Raw genomic sequence first — 15,629 nt, 5'->3', positions numbered from 1 at the left:
CAATATGTCCGTATTAGTGACGGGTGGAGCAGGTTACATTGGAAGTCACACCGTGGCCGAGTTGGTGGCGCATGGTGAAGACGTCGTCGTCATAGACAACTTGCGCCAAGGCCACCGCGCTGCGGTGCGGGATGTCCCATTGTACGAGGTGGACATCCGCGATACCGAACAGGTCGGGCGGATTTTGCGGGATCACAAGGTGGACACTGTGGTCCATTTCGCAGCGAACTCGCTCGTTGGGGAGAGCGTAGAGAAGCCGCTGCAGTACTACGAAAACAACGTCGCAGCGACGGCCAAGTTGCTGTCCGCGATGGTCGACAACGGCGTCCTGAACATCGTGTTCTCCTCGACGGCGGCTGTATACGGAGAGCCGGTTCGAACCCCAATCCACGAAGAAGATCCCACCGTTCCTACGAATCCGTACGGCGAAACAAAACTGGCGATTGAGCGCATGTTCCGCTGGTGTCACCAGGCGTACGGCCTGAAGTCCATCAGCCTGCGCTACTTCAATGCGGCAGGGGCGCACCCGACGTTGCCGATTGGCGAAGACCACAACCCCGAGACACACCTGATTCCGATTGTACTGCAGGCGGCGCTCGGTCAGCGCCCGCACGTCTCCATCTTCGGCAACGACTACCCGACGCCGGATGGCACGTGCATCCGCGACTACGTCCACGTGATGGACCTCGCAAGCGCACACCGCCTGTCTGTGAATCGCCTGCGGACGGGCGGGGGGGTGGAAGCGTTCAATCTCGGCAGCGGCACCGGATTTTCCGTGCAACAGGTGATTGATGTCGCCCGAGAAGTCACAGGCCGCGATATTCTCGCGGTTCACTCGCCGCGTCGCCCTGGCGATCCGGCCGTCCTCGTGGCCTCCTCGGACAAAGCGAAACAAGTGCTGGGATGGAAGCCCCAATACGATGACCTGTCCACCATTGTCGCGTCCGCGTGGGCGTGGCACCAAAGCCATCCGAACGGCTACGAGGACTAAGGAGGTGAAAGCGGTGAACCAGGCGATTCAAAACATCCGCAACTACATGGTTCAGGCGGGGTTTGACGCGATGGTCCTGAAGACCCGCGCGAACTTCGCCTGGGTCACGGGCGGCCGGGACAACCACATCGTGTTGACCTCCGAATTCGGTGTGGCGGACTTGATTGTCCTTCCCGAGAAGGTCGTGTGCGTGACCAACTCGATTGAAGCGCGCCGAATCCAGGAAGAAGAGTTGTTTGACCTGGACTTCGAAGTGGTGGCGCCCGACTGGACGGAAGGCGTGGATGGCCAACTACATGCTCTACTACGTGGCAAGCGCGTCGCCTTTGATACCGATGACGCCCGCGGCGAAAACGTCGCCGCTGCTCTCTCGGAACTCCGGCGCACGTTGACCCCACATCAACAGGAACAGTATCGGTGGGTCTGCCTGGAGACCGCGCAATCTATCGAACGGGTGGCTCGTCAGATTCGGCCCGGACAAACAGAACATGAAATCGCCGCGTCGCTTGCGGGGGAGGTGATGCGGCGCGGGCTGACGCCTGTGGTGACGCTCGTGTCCACGGACGAGCGTGTCTTCAACTACCGCCATCCGATTCCCACAGCCAAGCGGCTGGAGAAGTACGCGATGGTCGTCATTTGTGCGGAAAAGTACGGGTTGGTCGCCAACGCGACTCGCTTCGTGCACTTCGGCCCGCTGCCAGCCAACCTTGCGGAAAACAAGCAGAAATGCGCGTACATCGACGTTCGCATGAACGCCGCAACGCGCCCAGGCAAGCGCGTGTCGGATGTGTTCCAGACCGCGATGGACGCATATCGCGAAGTCGGTTACCCGGACGACTGGAAGCTCCTGCACCAAGGCGGGCCAACCGGATACGCCTCGCGCGAGTTTTTGGCCACGCCAAAGACGCACCAGCTCATTCAAGTAGGACAGGCGTACGCCTGGAACCCTGCCATTCGCGGTATCAAGTCGGAGGACACCATTCTGGTGGGCGAGGCAGGCAACGAGTTTCTCACACACACGGGCGACTGGCCGTACTTGCAAGTAGAGTGGGACGGGAGGACATACTTGCGGCCGGACATTTTGGTGCAACCTGAGTAATGGCTATCCTATGAAAGTGTGCGAACGACATCAGCATGTTCTCTCAGACCCCCTGTTATGGTTGCACTAGAGTTCATCCAATATATATATGCCCACCCGCGCATTTCCTATGTTCTCTCCATTGCCTCGAAACCGCTGGTACAGGCGGGTGCTGCTGCACAATGCCCCCATACCATCGTTGACAACGTTGGAAGATCACATAGAAAATTGCACGTATTCTCGTGAACGGCTCGCTTTAGCGCAGGAGTGAACGAGAATACGTGCAACAAAGTATAAAACATTGATAACGTGGCGACACTTCGTAGTGAGGTGAGCGCTACATGGATGAAAACAAGCATCCACAACAACCACAAGCAAGTAAAGAGATTCAGGCCAGTAAAGAGAATCAAAAGGGTAACCAGACTCCTGCAAAGCAGGTGGTGCCCACAGCAAACCGCAAGATTTTTGCGAAGCGTTGGGTGTACCCGGCTATCTACCTAGGAGCTGCCGCACTCATCATCGGACTTATGTACATCAAGAGCCAGTCCGGCGGCAGCACTCCAACAACCAGCACCGGCGTGGACAACGTTCCATCCGGAAACACGGCGGTTTCGAGCGAGTTTCAGTGGCCGGTCGCAGACGCGACCCAAACCAAGGTTAGCCTCGGTTTCTTCAGCGACAAGGCCAGCGCCAAGGAACAAGCCGCTTCATTGGTTTTCTACGACAACACGTACTACCCGCACACCGGCTACGACATCCAGGCATCCAATCAGCAGCCGTTCACAGTAGTCTCCGCTGTTGACGGGAAAGTGACCTCCGTGACGCCGAATCCGGTTTACGGCCTCACCGTGGAAGTCGCCACGAACGATGGCTATGTCGTTCACTATGAATCTTTGAACGACGCCAAGGTCAAAGCTGGAGACAAGGTGACACAAGGGCAAGCCATCGGTACCAGCGGTACCTGCGCCTTTGAAAAATCGCAGGGCAACCATCTCTACTTTGAGGTCTTGAAGAACGGCAATCCGGTGGATCCGGGTACATTATTGCCCAAGGCCTAAGGCTAAGACACAATACCCAACCCTTTGCAGTACGATTGATTTCGGCCGTCTCTCTATGAGACGGCCTCTTTCTTTTATTTCCCGAGGAGAAATCGAGAGATATCGGAAGATATTTCGATAAAACAAGCCGTGATAGGGCGTAATTGGATAAACCAAGTCATACGGTGTACACCCCCTCATATACTGTATCAGACCATCTGAGCAGAACTGGGGAGGCGAGGGGAGTGCATGATTATATCAAGGAGCGTACTCTGAAAATCGGTGAGTACATTGTGGAGACTCGCAACACCGTGCGCACCATTGCACGTGAATTTGGAGTATCCAAAAGTACGGTACACAAAGATTTGACGGAGCGGCTGCCGGAAATCAACCCCGATTTGGCAAACCGAGTGAAAGAAATTCTCGAGTATCACAAATCCATTCGCCACCTGCGCGGAGGCGAAGCAACCAAATTGAAATACAATAAGGAGGGCGTAGATCCCGAAGCGGATCGAAATTCGTCGAAAAACTTCGAGACGAGAAAAGGAGTTTCCAGCAGCCTGTAGAAACATTACTTATCTTGAATGAAACACCAAGTGCATGTGATGGATTGTAACGGATCATTGTCACACAATCCGTTCATATACCGCCCATAGATGGTCTATTGCAAGATGGTCTACATGCATATCACCGTGGCAACAGATACGCTCAGATGCACGCTCAGTTGGGGAGGACTCGCCGCAAATGTTTTCAAAGGAAATTGGCGTTGACTTAGGCACTGCAAACGTACTCGTTCACGTGAAAGGACATGGCGTCGTACTGAATGAACCTTCGGTCGTCGCGATTGATCAAAATACGAAACAAGTCGTAGCTGTCGGCGAGGAAGCCCGCCAGATGCTCGGGCGCACCCCGGGGAACATCGTCGCGATTCGTCCGTTGCGCGATGGCGTGATTGCCGACTTTGAGGTTACTGAAATTATGTTGCGTCACTTTATACGCAAAACCATCGGCAAGAGTGTCATGTTTCGTCCGCGTCTCATGATCTGCGTGCCGGCTGGGATTACTTCGGTGGAACAAAAGGCAGTGCGTGAAGCTGCGGAGGCTTGCGGCGTCAAGCACGTCGATTTAATAGAGGAACCGAAGGCTGCTGCCATCGGCGCTGGGCTCAATATCTTTGAACCGAGCGGCAGCATGGTTGTAGATATTGGTGGAGGAACCACGGACATCGCCGTCCTGTCACTCGGCGATGTCGTGACCTCCGCTTCTCTTCGCATCGCGGGGGACAAGCTTGACGATGCGATTATCAAATATATTAAGAAACAACACAACCTCCTCATTGGGGAACGTACGGCAGAAGAGCTGAAGAAAGAGCTTGCCACGGTATATCCGAACGGCCGCGGCGGGCAACAGGACGTCCGCGGCCGCGACATGTTGTCCGGCCTCCCCAAGACGATTACCGTGCAGGCGCATGAGATGCGCGAAGCACTCCAGGAACCCATCGAGGCAATTATTGCAGCCGCGAAGCAAGTGCTGGAAAAAACGCCGCCCGAGCTGGCGGCGGACATCTTTGATAAAGGTGTGATTTTGACTGGCGGTGGCGCACTCGTCGACAGCCTGGACAAGCTGATGGCGGATGAGCTGCAAATTCCCGTCCACGTGGCGGAAGATCCGATGAAGTGCGTCGTCATCGGTACCGGCATGTTGTTGGAAAGTCCGCACTGGAAACGCATCAGCAAACTGCCAGGCAAGGTCCAAAAGGTACGGTGACCTCCTCGTGTTGAGGGGTTTGACCACAGCGGCTTCTGGAATGCTGTCGGATGAACGCATGCAGCAGGTGCTCGCCAACAACCTCGCCAACTCGGAGACGCCTGGTTTTAAGTCGACGACTGGAGAGCTGTTGTCGTTTCCGGAACAGCTCCAAGAGTTGATGAACTATGGAGACAATGGCAGCACAACCACAGTGGGGAAGATGGGCACGGGCGTCGTGTTCCAGGAAGGTATCCCCCAGTTCATTCAAGGTCAGTTGCAAGACTCGGGTCGCAACTTGGACGTGGCGATTGTGGATAACACGCCGGCCGGTACCTATGCGGCTGTCCCTGCAGGACAAGCAGGGGTTCAATCCGCGGTCGGGACGGTCGCGGTCGGTGCGCAAGGGCGTCTCGAACTCGGTGGTGTGCCGCTCGCAGTGGTGGGACCGAATGGACAAGCTGTATCCGGCGTGTTCGCTGTGAGAAATCCGAAATATCAGGGACAATCCCTGTACGCGGCGGACGGCAAACCGGACTACGACGCAGCAGGGAACCCGTCCTACGTATTTGCGGATGCGAGCGGACACATCATGGGATGGCCGGGGCAACCGGGGTTCACTGAGCAAGGGTTGCGGATTGGGAACCAGACGGACATGGGCGACCACAGTTTTTTTGCCGTCGCGTTTCAGTCTCCTGAAGGTCAAAGCGGCATTGCGCTTGCGCGAGATGGGCACTTCGATGTGACGTCCAACAACCTGTTGGTGGACGCTTCGGGGCACAGGGAACCCTGGTGTGGAAAGCCAGGCTGGGCGAATGACTCCGCCGGGGTGGTGGGGCGGCACGGGCGTGATTCCGGTCAGCGAAGAAAAGAATTTCTCTGACATGCCTTTGCAGCGAACGGACAATCCCATGGATTTCGCCATCCAAGGAGATGGGTTCTTCGCCGTGCAAGGCTCGGATGGACAATTGCACTTGACGAAAGCGGGGAACTTTACGTGGGGTAAGGGTAAGGACGGATCGTTTTTCCTCGCAACGCAAAGTGGCGAGCCTGTGTTAGATACAAAGGGTGGGCGTATTCGCTACGCGGGCAAGGGGTCACCCCAGATGACCATCGGAGCCGACGGTTCTGTGACTTTGAACGGCAGAGCAACTGGGCAGAAGCTGGCCATTGTGACCGTGTCCATGCCAGGGCAGCAGCTGTCCGCCATCTGAGGTAACGAGTTTGTGCTGAATCCGGGGGCGCAGTGGACTTTGGCCAACCGTGGTGGGCAGAACACGGGTGGATCCATCCAGCAGGGCATGTTGGCTATGAGCAACGTGGACTTGACGCAGGAAATGGCCGACATGATTGCGGCCCAACGGATGTTTGATCTGAACGCAGAGGCAGAGCAGATGACCAACCGGATGATGGGAGATGCAAACCAAATCCGTAGATAACGATATCCCATAGACGTAGATGCTCTGTACACACAAAAAAGACAGGCTGCAGGGCAATCCCCGGCACAAGTTGGTCTGGGGGTACTTTTTATAAAAAGAAGGTATTGGTAGGCTCCTCCGATGGGCATACTTGGTTGCCACGCCACAAACGTCAGATATATAATGGGCATGGACTAAGGGGGTACCACCTTGAATCTCCCAAATACGCTCACATTATTTCGTTTCGTACTGATTCCAGTTTATCTTTGGGCCTTCTACGGAACTGAAAGTGAACATAAGGTAGGGGCTCTTTTTGTGTTGCTTGTGGCCGGGCTGACAGACATCCTGGACGGGTACCTGGCGCGGAAACACGGCCAGGAAACGCAAGCGGGCCAGCTGTTGGATCCTCTTGCGGACAAAACCATGATGCTTGCCGTCCTGTTTTCCCTTTTACAGTCCGGGCGTGTGCCGTTGTTGGTGGCAGGACTGCTTGTCTTTCGAGATCTCGCCATGATTATTGGCGCCACCTTCTTTTACGTCCAAGGCAAGCGCGCCGTACCGAAGGCCAACAGGTGGGGAAAGAGCACCACCGTTTGTTATTACATCACCATTTGCTCCGTCATGCTGCAGTGGCCAAGCACTGACGCTACAAACGGCTTACTGTGGTTTACAGTGGTATTGTCTTATATCACAACGCTGTTGTACGTCGCCAGCATGCGTCTGATTGACGTGCATCGTCGCGTGCTATAGGGTATGCTTTGTCCAAGATGACGTATGTCAGCGATTTGCAAAATTACGTCCAACGCTCTAGAGGAATTTTGCACATCACTCATGTATTGATGATATATGAGCAAATTGATCCGAAAGGGGCGGACGTGGGTTCACCCCATTTCGAAACGTATTGATTCACACGGTGTTGTGGCTGTCTGAGCCTCGATGCAATTCGGTCAAACCGGCATCTTGGCCAGACAGCCCAACACCTATGCTAACCCGCCAGCACCGATGTGCCGTCCAGGAGTACCCCTATTGTTCACACGAGGTACTGTACCGTATGTCGGTAATGTTTGGGGTGAATGCGCGGCGCGCTGGCAAGGATCAATAAAGGAGCGTGTTGTTGGTGTCTGAACTGAGCCTTCCACTCTACGTGGAAGACATTCAAAAGATCTTGGCCCATCGCTATCCGTTTTTGCTTGTGGACAGGGTCACCGAGTTGGACCCTGGAAAACGCGCAGTGGGGTACAAAATGGTGACCATCAACGAACCTCACTTTACCGGGCATTTCCCGGCGTACGCTGTCATGCCTGGCGTACTCGTGACGGAGGCCATGGCACAGCTCGGGGGCGTTGCTGTCCTCACGTTGCCTGAAATGAAGGGCAAGCTCCCGATGATGGCGGGCCTCGACGAATTGCGGTTCCGCGGACAAGTGCGGCCCGGAGACAAGCTGGAGATGGAAGTGATCATCGATAGGCTGCGTGGAACGATGGGCAAAGGACACGGAATTGCCAAAGTGGATGGCCAGGTGGTCGCCGAGGGGAGAATCCTGTTTGCCATCACCGAATGAGCCGCTTCTCGCTTCAGACGCGATGCCATTCGTTCATTGATGGCCTACAGGCCGACCACCAATACACATTTGCCTCAAGGCGACATGCATAGACAGCCGTATTTGCGATACAATAATACATAATGATAAGCCGCCAGCGCGGCAACGCTGGCGGCCCGCATAGAGCCCTCACCAGGGGCGGCTCGTGCGGAACAACGGCAATAGACCGCTCACCGCTGACTCAGGGGCGGTCTTTCTTGTTGAATGCGACGATGGCCAACACCAACCCTGCAAGGTTAATGGCAAGCGTCAGTGCTTGGTACGTCGTCAATCATCTCTCACCCCCTTCCTGTGAAAAAGGGAGTGAGCCGCCCCTGAAAGAGCCGTTCTCTATGCACGTCCATTATATCAATCCGTAGTGTCGAAGGGTGTCACCCCTACAAATCCGAGGACTTCGCGCAAAGTCGAACAATTGCTTAACCCTCGTCAGATAAGGCGATTTTCAACTTCCGCAGCGCTCTTTTCCGCCACGTCTTGACGCTTTCTGTACCAACCCCAACGGCAGCGGCCACTTCCTTGCAGGTCAAGCCCTGCAGTAGCGCGTGTGCGGCCAGCCGCTCTCGATGGCTCAGCCCGGCGCTGTCCAGCCACAGCAACGTGACCACGTCCTGGATGCGTCCCTCGGCTGACGGGCATTTGAGAGCAAGGTCATTCCACGGGTCCAGTTCGCTCTCTCCATCTGAACTCGCGTACACCAGTCGGGCTTTGCGCGATTCTGTCCGCCACAATCGCCGCATGGCGGTCCTCACTTCGCCAAACACCTTACGCTGGATGTACCCGGGGAACGGAATGCCGAGCTCATGATTGTACTCCGCAATTCCCTCCAGAAACGCCAGACACGCTTCTTGCAACGCGTCCTCATAGGATATCCTTCTGTACTTGCTCGCTGCCTTCCGCAACAAAGGCATAAATTGCGCTGTCAGTTCCGCGGTCGCTGCAGGGACGCCCGATTGGGCCTGACGGACCAGGTGGTGAAGGGGATCGTTCAGGTTGGTTTGGATACGGATGTTCACTTTGTGCCATCTCCCAAACGGGAGACCGGTCTCCATCAGATTTGCGCGCAAGATAAACGTAGGGCAAAGGTTTGTGAAGACAAAATACAGACTTTCACCAAAGTACGTAATCTTTTAATAATTGTATTGTCGACTGGGGTTACACAAATGTATAATCCGTGGTGTGTAATTGTAAAACATAGGAACCTTTGAGGGGGATAGGGTGAATGCAATACTTTGCAGATGGGATTCCGATGTACCTGAATCGGAAGTCGAGACCGGCGGACAAGCTTTGGATCCCCAAAGTGGCGGCCTGGCTGCCCATCTACGTCCCGGGCTACGGGGGAAACGCGAGCGATGTGTACCTGGCTGACGGGGGGCGGTTCATACTGGGGAGCAGTTCATCTCGAATCTTTCAGTCGGTGGCCAACTACTACGGCATCGACATCCGCCAGATGCGAAAGCATTACGCACAGGCAACCCGAAGGTCGCAATGGGTGCCGCTCGTGATTGGCCCGCGCGGCTTGGCATTGTTCGCATTTAAAGCTCGTACGCCGTTCATCCGCAGCGACGGCGCCACGGGATACATAGCCACAACCTGCATCGAGCACATTGAAAGGGTGACCAGCAAAGGCGCAGATCCCGTCTCCATCAGCATCAAACTCACATCCGGAGCGGATATCGTAGCGCCCATGCCGCTGCATCTCTTTGAGGAACACCGGCACACGGCGTCCTACTTTCACTTCTACTTGCGCATGCACGAAATCATCTGAGTATCGCTTATTCCGCTGGTGACCAGACACCGGTGACAAATCCTCCGTCTGGTCGAATGCCCACGTATTCTGCCTCAGATGTCACACACTCTGCCTGGCCATTCGACCAGTTGGAGACCTCTTCGAGAAATTTGTCCACAGTGCTCTCTTCCAACCAGACCTGGAACGACACCGCATCGGTAAATTCTTTGTTCAACATTTTCATGTCGCGCGCATTTAACTCATACTCAAACTTGCCGTACTGCGCGTAATCGCAGCGAATGGTGACCAAGACCATTCGCTGACACGTCAGCATGGGCGTATGGTCCAATACCTCCACCGTTGCATCCGTGTAGGCGCGAACCAAACCGCTTGCACCGAGCAACGTACCACCGAAGTAGCGCGTGACGACAACCAGCGCGTTGTCGATAGGCTTCCTCCGCAACACTTCCAGAATCGGCTTTCCAGCCGTACCGCTCGGCTCGCCATCGTCGGAGAATCGCTCAACGGGCACACCGAGCCCGACGCGGTACGCGTAACAATTGTGCGTCGCCGTCTTGTGCACCGTGCGAATGCGCTCCAGCGCAGCCTCCGCGTCTTCCACAGACTTTATTGGAACCACATGTCCAATGAACCGAGACTTTTTAATCACAATTTCGTGTTCATTCGACACTTCCGGCGTAACAAACGAAGATGGGATTGCCATCAACACACCTTCTTTCTGTAGGTGTACTGCGTTTTTCAGTATACAACGGCGGCTAGGTTTCGCGAAGCTGAGAAACTGTTCAAGAGGTCTGTAACAATGCCGCAACCACGTGAGTCTATCTGGTCGGCGTCCACTGGCCATCCATGTTCTGGCGGCACGCAAATGGATGACGGCAAGATAGCACGACATCGTTCTAATTTATTTTGCGGCTTTAGAGCTGCGGTGGCACTTGTGAGGTTTTTATTGTGTGTTGTGGTATGACTCTTTGACGTGGAATTGCTGACCCCCGAAGCTTCATTATTTGTGGACGTATTCGTGCTACATCCTGTAAGGCCAAGGGTACCGAGGATGAGTAATGAGGTTACGCCTGTCAGAATGCGTTTTGTGTTCATGATATACCTCCCACGAAAATACGTTATGTAGCCCAATATTGGATACCACAGTAGGAGAGACTCGAACGTGACGAGGGGGATGGGGTTTAATGTTTGGAGGAAATCATATCGATAGGCGGGAGTGAGGGACATACTGTTGATTGGAAATAATAAAAGGTCGATTAAAGAGTTGGGCACTGTGGACACAAATTGGTTAACCCAATCCGGGTTGGGTATTACCAAAGTTACTGGCGAAGACTCAACACTCTTGCAATACTCGCTACCAGATCATCTATATGAAAGGCTATGCTTCTGCATCGGACTTGCTGTAAAAGGCAAGTGGGTGGGTTAGATAGTCACTAACCATGAAAGACAAAGGATGTTGCAAGGCAATCTTCGCCATTATCCCCCTGCCACCTCTCCATGTGCAGTCTGGCCAATGAGATGGACACGGAGGAATCTCGTTATCTCTATTCAAACAATCTCAGGTCACTCAATCCGCCGAGTAGAAGCTCGCACCACATTTTCATTCTCTAACGTCGTGACTTTCACCATCCCCGTCTACCATTACAGATTCTTTAAGAGTCCTTAACTCAAACTCCAAAGGCCCTTTATTAAACCGGTTTAATATCAGAGGCGAAGGAGAAGTGCCATGGCAAATATCGATGACGTAGCACGCTTGGCTGGCGTTTCCAAAGGTACTGTATCAAACGTCTTCACGCAGAAACGCCCAGTTCGAAGGGAGGTTGCAGAGCGCGTACTGCAGGTGGCAAAGGAGCTGAATTTCAAACCGAATTACTGGGCCCGAACCTTGTCCATGAAAGAGACCAGAATTATCGGTTTGAGCATGCCCGCCGAACGTGCAAAGTTCAGCCAGTTTCACATGTCGTTGATGAATGGCGTTCTACAAGTTTGCTACGACCATGGATACCGATTGCTGGTCAATACCCTGACACCAGACTATCAGGGAGAGTCGAAGCATATCACCACAAATCCAGTGGATGGAGAAATCTTTTTAGACCCTGAGCAACAGGATACTCGACTAGATGGGTATACGGATTCTGACCCGCCAGTTGTGGTGATTGGCCGTCCACCAGAGAGATATCAATCGCGAGTCTCGTATGTGGACAACGACAACGAAGCCATGGCAGAGCAAGTAACTCGATATTTGCTCGAGCTTGGCCACGAAAACATCTTATTTCTCAATGCCACGAACGAACGCACTGTTTCGGCGGATAGACAGCGCGGATATCAGAAGGCATTTCTACAAGCGGGAGTTCGTATGCGCCCGGAACTCCACGTTTTTAAGAGGTTGGATGTACCTTCTGTGGATTATGGTTATCAGACGCTTAAGGACGTATTTTCCAACCATATTTCGTTCTCTGCAGTGATTACTGACACGGACAAGGTTGCGCTAGGGGTATACCGAGCGGCGATGGAATTGGGGATTTCCATTCCGCAAGACATCTCTGTGTTCGCCTTCAGCGATAACTCGGTATTCGCGCCAGAGTTCAATCCACCGTTGTCGGGCGTCTCGCTAAATTCAGAGGAATTGGGTCGCGAAGCGGCTGCATTGTTGATTGAACGAATTCGCGACAATTCTGCACCCGTCATTCACAAAATAATTCCTTCACATCTCGTCTTGCGTGAGTCCTGCCGACCTTGGACTCCGCCGTCCAACACGTAGAGGAGCGTGACGTTATGCCATCCATTCGCCGTATATTGGCCGTTTTGTCCACATCTGCCCTGACCCTTACGCTCATTGGCTGTGACAACGGTTCATCCAGTTCGTCCAACTCTGGCGCAGATGCGAATGAACCGACGCTGACCATCGCGTCCAATGTGGTTGGTGGGAAAAATCCGCAAGAAGACCAGCAGTTCGCCGCTGAAATTGGACAAGCTCTGCACTGCAAAGTAAATTTCATCCACATCCCTACGGACTACGATCAAAAGCTTCAAGCCATGTTGTCATCCGGTCAAAAGCTGGATGTCATCTACACCACGGGCCCCAACCTTGCCGACATGGTTCAGAACGGCGAAGTCATGGACCTGCAGAGTAAAATCCAGCAGTCCCCCGTGCTCGGTAACCCGAAGGTCGTACCCCAGTGGGAATGGAATGACATCCGAATTCCGCAAACGAACGGGATTTATGCAGTGCCCGTGAAGTATCAGGGCGCCTTGATGCCCATCGTTCGCCAAGACTGGATGAACGAGTTGGGGCTCTCGCAGCCGAAAACGCTCAACGACTTCTATCACATCTTCCAAGTCTTCAAAGAAAAGAAGGGCGTATACGGTTTGACACTGTCGCAGTTGTACGACATTGAACCGTTTATGAGCGCGGTTGGACTCAAAAATGAGTACGTCATGGTCAACGGAAAGCGCACCATTCCGTATGCCACTTCAGAGGCTGTTCCTGTCTATGAATGGTTACACAAGCTGTATACCGATAAACTGTTGGACCCCAATTTTGTCACAAATAGTACAGCGGATGAACGAAACGAGTTCTTGTCTGGACGGGTTGGCATGTTCGTGTATTGGGACGCTTGGGTTCCCATGCTGAACAACTTGGCCAGCACAGCGGGAGCTGCCTCTACGTTCGATGCCGAAGCCTTGCCGGGAGCGGTCGGTCCGGATGGGAAAGTTCTCGTTTCGAAAGGGGACACAAGTGTTTGGGCCATCCCGAAAAACGCACCACATCCCGACCTCGCGTTCAAGTTCTTGGAGTGGTGGAACACAGAGGCCGGTGAAGTGCTTGGCTCCCTGGGTGTGAAAGGCGTCGACTACACAGTCAGCGGCGGCAAGTATCAATTGACGGAAGTCGGCAAGGCAGAAAACATGGACCACGGCGATCCGCAACCCATCAGTTCTGAGTGGAAAAACCCATTCCCAGCGTTGCAAAAAGGATATGCGAAGGCGAAAAGCATTGGTGTCCAATATGGATATCAGCCCACTTCATTGCCAGGCTGGACCGAGGCCCAAAAGATTGTGTGGCAATACGGTGAAGAGGCGGTTCTTGGGAAGTTGTCCGCCCAAGAAGCCGTTGCCGAGATGCACGCTACACTACTGCAAAAACACCTGGTGGATGAGTGACCCTCATCCACCCGTGAAGGGGGGCCCAACGTGGCGAGCACGCAGACACTCTCACCTCGGACGTCGATGACTGCAACCACATTGCGTACTCAAAGGGCAGCGAAATTAAAGCACGCCGTACCGCTCTATCTGATGTTGTTGCCAGCCATCGCCTATTTTGTGATTATGACGTACTATCCGCTGGCGCATGCAGTGCTTATCAGCATGCAAAACTTCCGCTTCATCGGCAACCGGCCTTTTGTCGGGTTTCAAAACTACGTCGATGTTTTGTCGGATAGTGAATTTTGGTCTTCCTTTGCCAACACGTCCATTCTCGGAGCTGGAATTCTGGTGATTGGCTTCGTGGCACCCATTGTCATTGCACTGTCGTTAAACGAGGTGCTGCAAAGCTGGTTAAAGCGTACGATTCAAATGGTCATCTACATTCCCCACTTGTTTTCCTGGGTGGTGGTGGGCGGACTGTGGATTTACATGCTGACCCCGGACGGTGGACTCGTGAACACCGTTCTACAGGTGCTGCATCTGCCTCAGGTACAGTTCATGACCAATCCGAATCTGGCCCGCTGGGTGCTCATCCTTGTCACCGTTTGGAAGGAAGTTGGTTTCAACTGCATTCTCTATCTCGCGGCCATTGTCGGCATTAATCCGGCATTGTACGAATCTGCTCGCGTGGACGGAGCCACTCGCTGGCATGAGATGTGGCATGTGACCATTCCCATGCTCCGTCGCACCATGAAAGTCGTTGGGCTTCTCTCCATCATGGGGCTTTTGCGGCTGTTCCAACAAATTTACGTCATGAGAAACGCCGTCATTGAGCCGAAGGTTGACGTGTTGATGACGTATGTTTACGACAAAGGGCTGCAACAGATGAACATCGGGCAAGCCACGGCAAGTGCGCTTCTCATCCTGTTATTTACGCTGCTTCTGACACTCATCACCCGCCGTCTGGTGCAGTACAACGAACTGTAGGAGGAGCGATGCAACATGCCTAGATTTGCGACGAGGGTGGGAAACACGCTATTTGTGTTCGTGAATGTGGCTTTTCTCCTCCTTATTTGTGCGACGATGATTATCCCACTGTGGAACGCTTTGGCGGTTTCGTTCAGCTCAAATCTCGCGTCGATGCAACCAGGCATCCAACTGTGGCCTCGTCACTTCAGCCTTTCGGGATATCGGACCATCTGGTCTGTACTGGCCATTTGGAAGCCGTTTGAAAACAGCGTCATTGTCACAGTGGTGGGCACCGTACTACATGTTTTGCTGTCGGCCCTAGCTGGATATGCACTCGCACAGCCACGATTTCCTGGGCGCCGAGCATTGACTGTATTCATCCTCGTCACCATGATGATCCCCTTCGAGGCCATCATGATCCCGGTTTACGTCACGATGCAACAGTTGGGATTGCTCAACACGTTAGCGGCCCTGATTCTATCAGGCATGGTGTCCGGTTTCAGCATTTTACTCATGCGAAACTTCTTTCTCTCGATTCCTGGCGACATTCTGGAATCGGCGAGAATCGATGGCGCTGGTCACTTTCGTCTGTTTTGGCGGATTTGCCTTCCTTTATCGAAAGCAGGACTGGCAACGGTTACTCTTTTCGAGTTCGTCGGACGGTGGAACGACATTCTCTCCACCATTCTCTTTGTGAACGACCCGAGTAAATACACGCTCCAAGTCGCCCTCAATGCCCTCGTCAACTCGGGCGATTCCATGTCGAGCGGAGAACTCGTGACGAACAACGTGAAAATGGCCGGCATTGTGATTGCCATACTGCCGCTGATCCTGGTCTATCCATTCGTCCAGAAGTATTTCGTGAAAGGGATTTTCCTGGGATCGACCAAGGAATAG

Annotated in this window: 18 protein-coding genes; 15 read left to right on the top strand and 3 right to left on the bottom strand. The window is 53.7% G+C overall.

The features are described 5' to 3' along the window. The first annotated feature begins 4 nt into the window (after positions 1-4). The 10 genes from galE (at position 5) to fabZ (ending at position 7,831) form a co-directional block, all read left to right on the top strand. Positions 5-991 (top strand): UDP-glucose 4-epimerase GalE, encoded by a 987-nt coding sequence (galE, locus tag YWK_RS0102790; protein WP_026963592.1) that lies wholly within the window; start codon positions 5-7, stop codon positions 989-991. A gap of 13 nt (positions 992-1,004) precedes the next feature. Beyond that, complete coding sequence (locus YWK_RS0102785) at positions 1,005-2,090, top strand: M24 family metallopeptidase (RefSeq protein WP_211231370.1); 1,086 nt, start codon at positions 1,005-1,007, stop codon at positions 2,088-2,090. A gap of 320 nt (positions 2,091-2,410) precedes the next feature. Further along, entirely contained in the window at positions 2,411-3,127 is a 717-nt protein-coding gene (locus YWK_RS0102780; RefSeq protein WP_026963590.1) for a M23 family metallopeptidase, read from the top strand. Positions 3,128-3,351: 224 nt separating this feature from the next. After that, entirely contained in the window at positions 3,352-3,672 is a 321-nt protein-coding gene (gene spoIIID, locus YWK_RS0102775; RefSeq protein ID WP_026963589.1) for a sporulation transcriptional regulator SpoIIID, read from the top strand. 178 nt (positions 3,673-3,850) lie between these two features. Further along, entirely contained in the window at positions 3,851-4,873 is a 1,023-nt protein-coding gene (gene mreB / locus YWK_RS0102770; protein WP_026963588.1) for a rod shape-determining protein, read from the top strand. Between the two features lie 7 nt (positions 4,874-4,880). Further along, entirely contained in the window at positions 4,881-5,735 is an 855-nt protein-coding gene (locus YWK_RS20745) for a flagellar basal body protein (protein WP_051375000.1), read from the top strand. Further along, a complete protein-coding gene (locus YWK_RS20740) occupies positions 5,701-6,066 on the top strand; it encodes a flagellar hook-basal body protein (RefSeq protein WP_051374997.1) in 366 nt (121 codons plus the stop codon). Before YWK_RS20745 ends, YWK_RS20740 begins: the two co-directional genes overlap by 35 nt. Positions 6,067-6,078: 12 nt before the next feature. Next, positions 6,079-6,291 carry a flagellar basal body rod C-terminal domain-containing protein gene (locus YWK_RS20735; RefSeq protein WP_051374994.1) on the top strand — a complete coding sequence of 71 codons (213 nt, stop codon included), beginning with the start codon at positions 6,079-6,081 and terminating at the stop codon, positions 6,289-6,291. A 189-nt stretch (positions 6,292-6,480) separates the two neighbouring features. Further along, the gene (pgsA, locus tag YWK_RS0102755; protein WP_026963587.1) at positions 6,481-7,020 is read left to right on the top strand and encodes a CDP-diacylglycerol--glycerol-3-phosphate 3-phosphatidyltransferase; all 540 of its coding nucleotides are present in this window, start codon (positions 6,481-6,483) and stop codon (positions 7,018-7,020) included. 367 nt (positions 7,021-7,387) lie between these two features. Next, positions 7,388-7,831 (top strand): 3-hydroxyacyl-ACP dehydratase FabZ, encoded by a 444-nt coding sequence (fabZ, locus tag YWK_RS0102750; RefSeq protein WP_169727127.1) that lies wholly within the window; start codon positions 7,388-7,390, stop codon positions 7,829-7,831. A 220-nt stretch (positions 7,832-8,051) separates the two neighbouring features. On the opposite strand, the gene YWK_RS22335 is transcribed toward fabZ, so the two are convergent. Beyond that, the gene (locus YWK_RS22335) at positions 8,052-8,141 is read right to left on the bottom strand and encodes a putative holin-like toxin (RefSeq protein WP_245578489.1); all 90 of its coding nucleotides are present in this window, start codon (positions 8,139-8,141) and stop codon (positions 8,052-8,054) included. A 145-nt stretch (positions 8,142-8,286) separates the two neighbouring features. Continuing rightward, positions 8,287-8,883 (bottom strand): RNA polymerase sigma factor, encoded by a 597-nt coding sequence (locus YWK_RS0102740; RefSeq protein ID WP_026963585.1) that lies wholly within the window; start codon positions 8,881-8,883, stop codon positions 8,287-8,289. Between the two features lie 206 nt (positions 8,884-9,089). Here YWK_RS0102740 and YWK_RS0102735 point away from each other — a divergent pair, with 206 nt between their 5' ends. Then, entirely contained in the window at positions 9,090-9,635 is a 546-nt protein-coding gene (locus YWK_RS0102735) for a hypothetical protein (RefSeq protein ID WP_026963584.1), read from the top strand. 7 nt (positions 9,636-9,642) lie between these two features. On the opposite strand, the gene YWK_RS18005 is transcribed toward YWK_RS0102735, so the two are convergent. Then, the gene (locus YWK_RS18005) at positions 9,643-10,320 is read right to left on the bottom strand and encodes a YigZ family protein (RefSeq protein ID WP_051374992.1); all 678 of its coding nucleotides are present in this window, start codon (positions 10,318-10,320) and stop codon (positions 9,643-9,645) included. A 1,023-nt stretch (positions 10,321-11,343) separates the two neighbouring features. Between YWK_RS18005 and YWK_RS0102725 the strand changes: the two genes are divergently transcribed. The 4 genes from YWK_RS0102725 to YWK_RS0102710 are packed head-to-tail and all read left to right on the top strand — an operon-like array spanning position 11,344 to position 15,629. Continuing rightward, positions 11,344-12,378 carry a LacI family DNA-binding transcriptional regulator gene (locus tag YWK_RS0102725; protein WP_026963583.1) on the top strand — a complete coding sequence of 345 codons (1,035 nt, stop codon included), beginning with the start codon at positions 11,344-11,346 and terminating at the stop codon, positions 12,376-12,378. A 14-nt stretch (positions 12,379-12,392) separates the two neighbouring features. Beyond that, positions 12,393-13,781, top strand: a complete 1,389-nt coding sequence (locus YWK_RS0102720) for an extracellular solute-binding protein (protein WP_035465845.1) — start codon at positions 12,393-12,395, stop codon at positions 13,779-13,781. Between the two features lie 30 nt (positions 13,782-13,811). After that, complete coding sequence (locus tag YWK_RS0102715) at positions 13,812-14,750, top strand: ABC transporter permease subunit (protein WP_245578488.1); 939 nt, start codon at positions 13,812-13,814, stop codon at positions 14,748-14,750. 15 nt (positions 14,751-14,765) lie between these two features. After that, on the top strand, positions 14,766-15,629 hold the full coding sequence (locus tag YWK_RS0102710; protein ID WP_026963580.1) for a carbohydrate ABC transporter permease: 864 nt from the start codon (positions 14,766-14,768) through the stop codon (positions 15,627-15,629).

Source organism: Alicyclobacillus pomorum DSM 14955 (genome assembly GCF_000472905.1).
Classification (GTDB): domain Bacteria; phylum Bacillota; class Bacilli; order Alicyclobacillales; family Alicyclobacillaceae; genus Alicyclobacillus_A; species Alicyclobacillus_A pomorum.
This window is presented reverse-complemented; position numbering and strand designations above follow the sequence as displayed.

What these genes read in the sequence shown, in the direction of transcription:
- YWK_RS0102710 (WP_026963580.1), top strand. Translation starts at nt 14,766, where the DNA reads ATGCCTAGATTTGCGACGAGGGTGGGAAACACGCTATTTGTGTTCGTG.
- galE (WP_026963592.1), top strand. Translation starts at nt 5, where the DNA reads ATGTCCGTATTAGTGACGGGTGGAGCAGGTTACATTGGAAGTCACACC.
- YWK_RS0102720 (WP_035465845.1), top strand. Translation starts at nt 12,393, where the DNA reads ATGCCATCCATTCGCCGTATATTGGCCGTTTTGTCCACATCTGCCCTG.
- YWK_RS0102780 (WP_026963590.1), top strand. Translation starts at nt 2,411, where the DNA reads ATGGATGAAAACAAGCATCCACAACAACCACAAGCAAGTAAAGAGATT.
- YWK_RS18005 (WP_051374992.1), bottom strand. Translation starts at nt 10,320, where the DNA reads ATGGCAATCCCATCTTCGTTTGTTACGCCGGAAGTGTCGAATGAACAC.
- YWK_RS0102725 (WP_026963583.1), top strand. Translation starts at nt 11,344, where the DNA reads ATGGCAAATATCGATGACGTAGCACGCTTGGCTGGCGTTTCCAAAGGT.
- mreB (WP_026963588.1), top strand. Translation starts at nt 3,851, where the DNA reads ATGTTTTCAAAGGAAATTGGCGTTGACTTAGGCACTGCAAACGTACTC.
- YWK_RS0102735 (WP_026963584.1), top strand. Translation starts at nt 9,090, where the DNA reads ATGCAATACTTTGCAGATGGGATTCCGATGTACCTGAATCGGAAGTCG.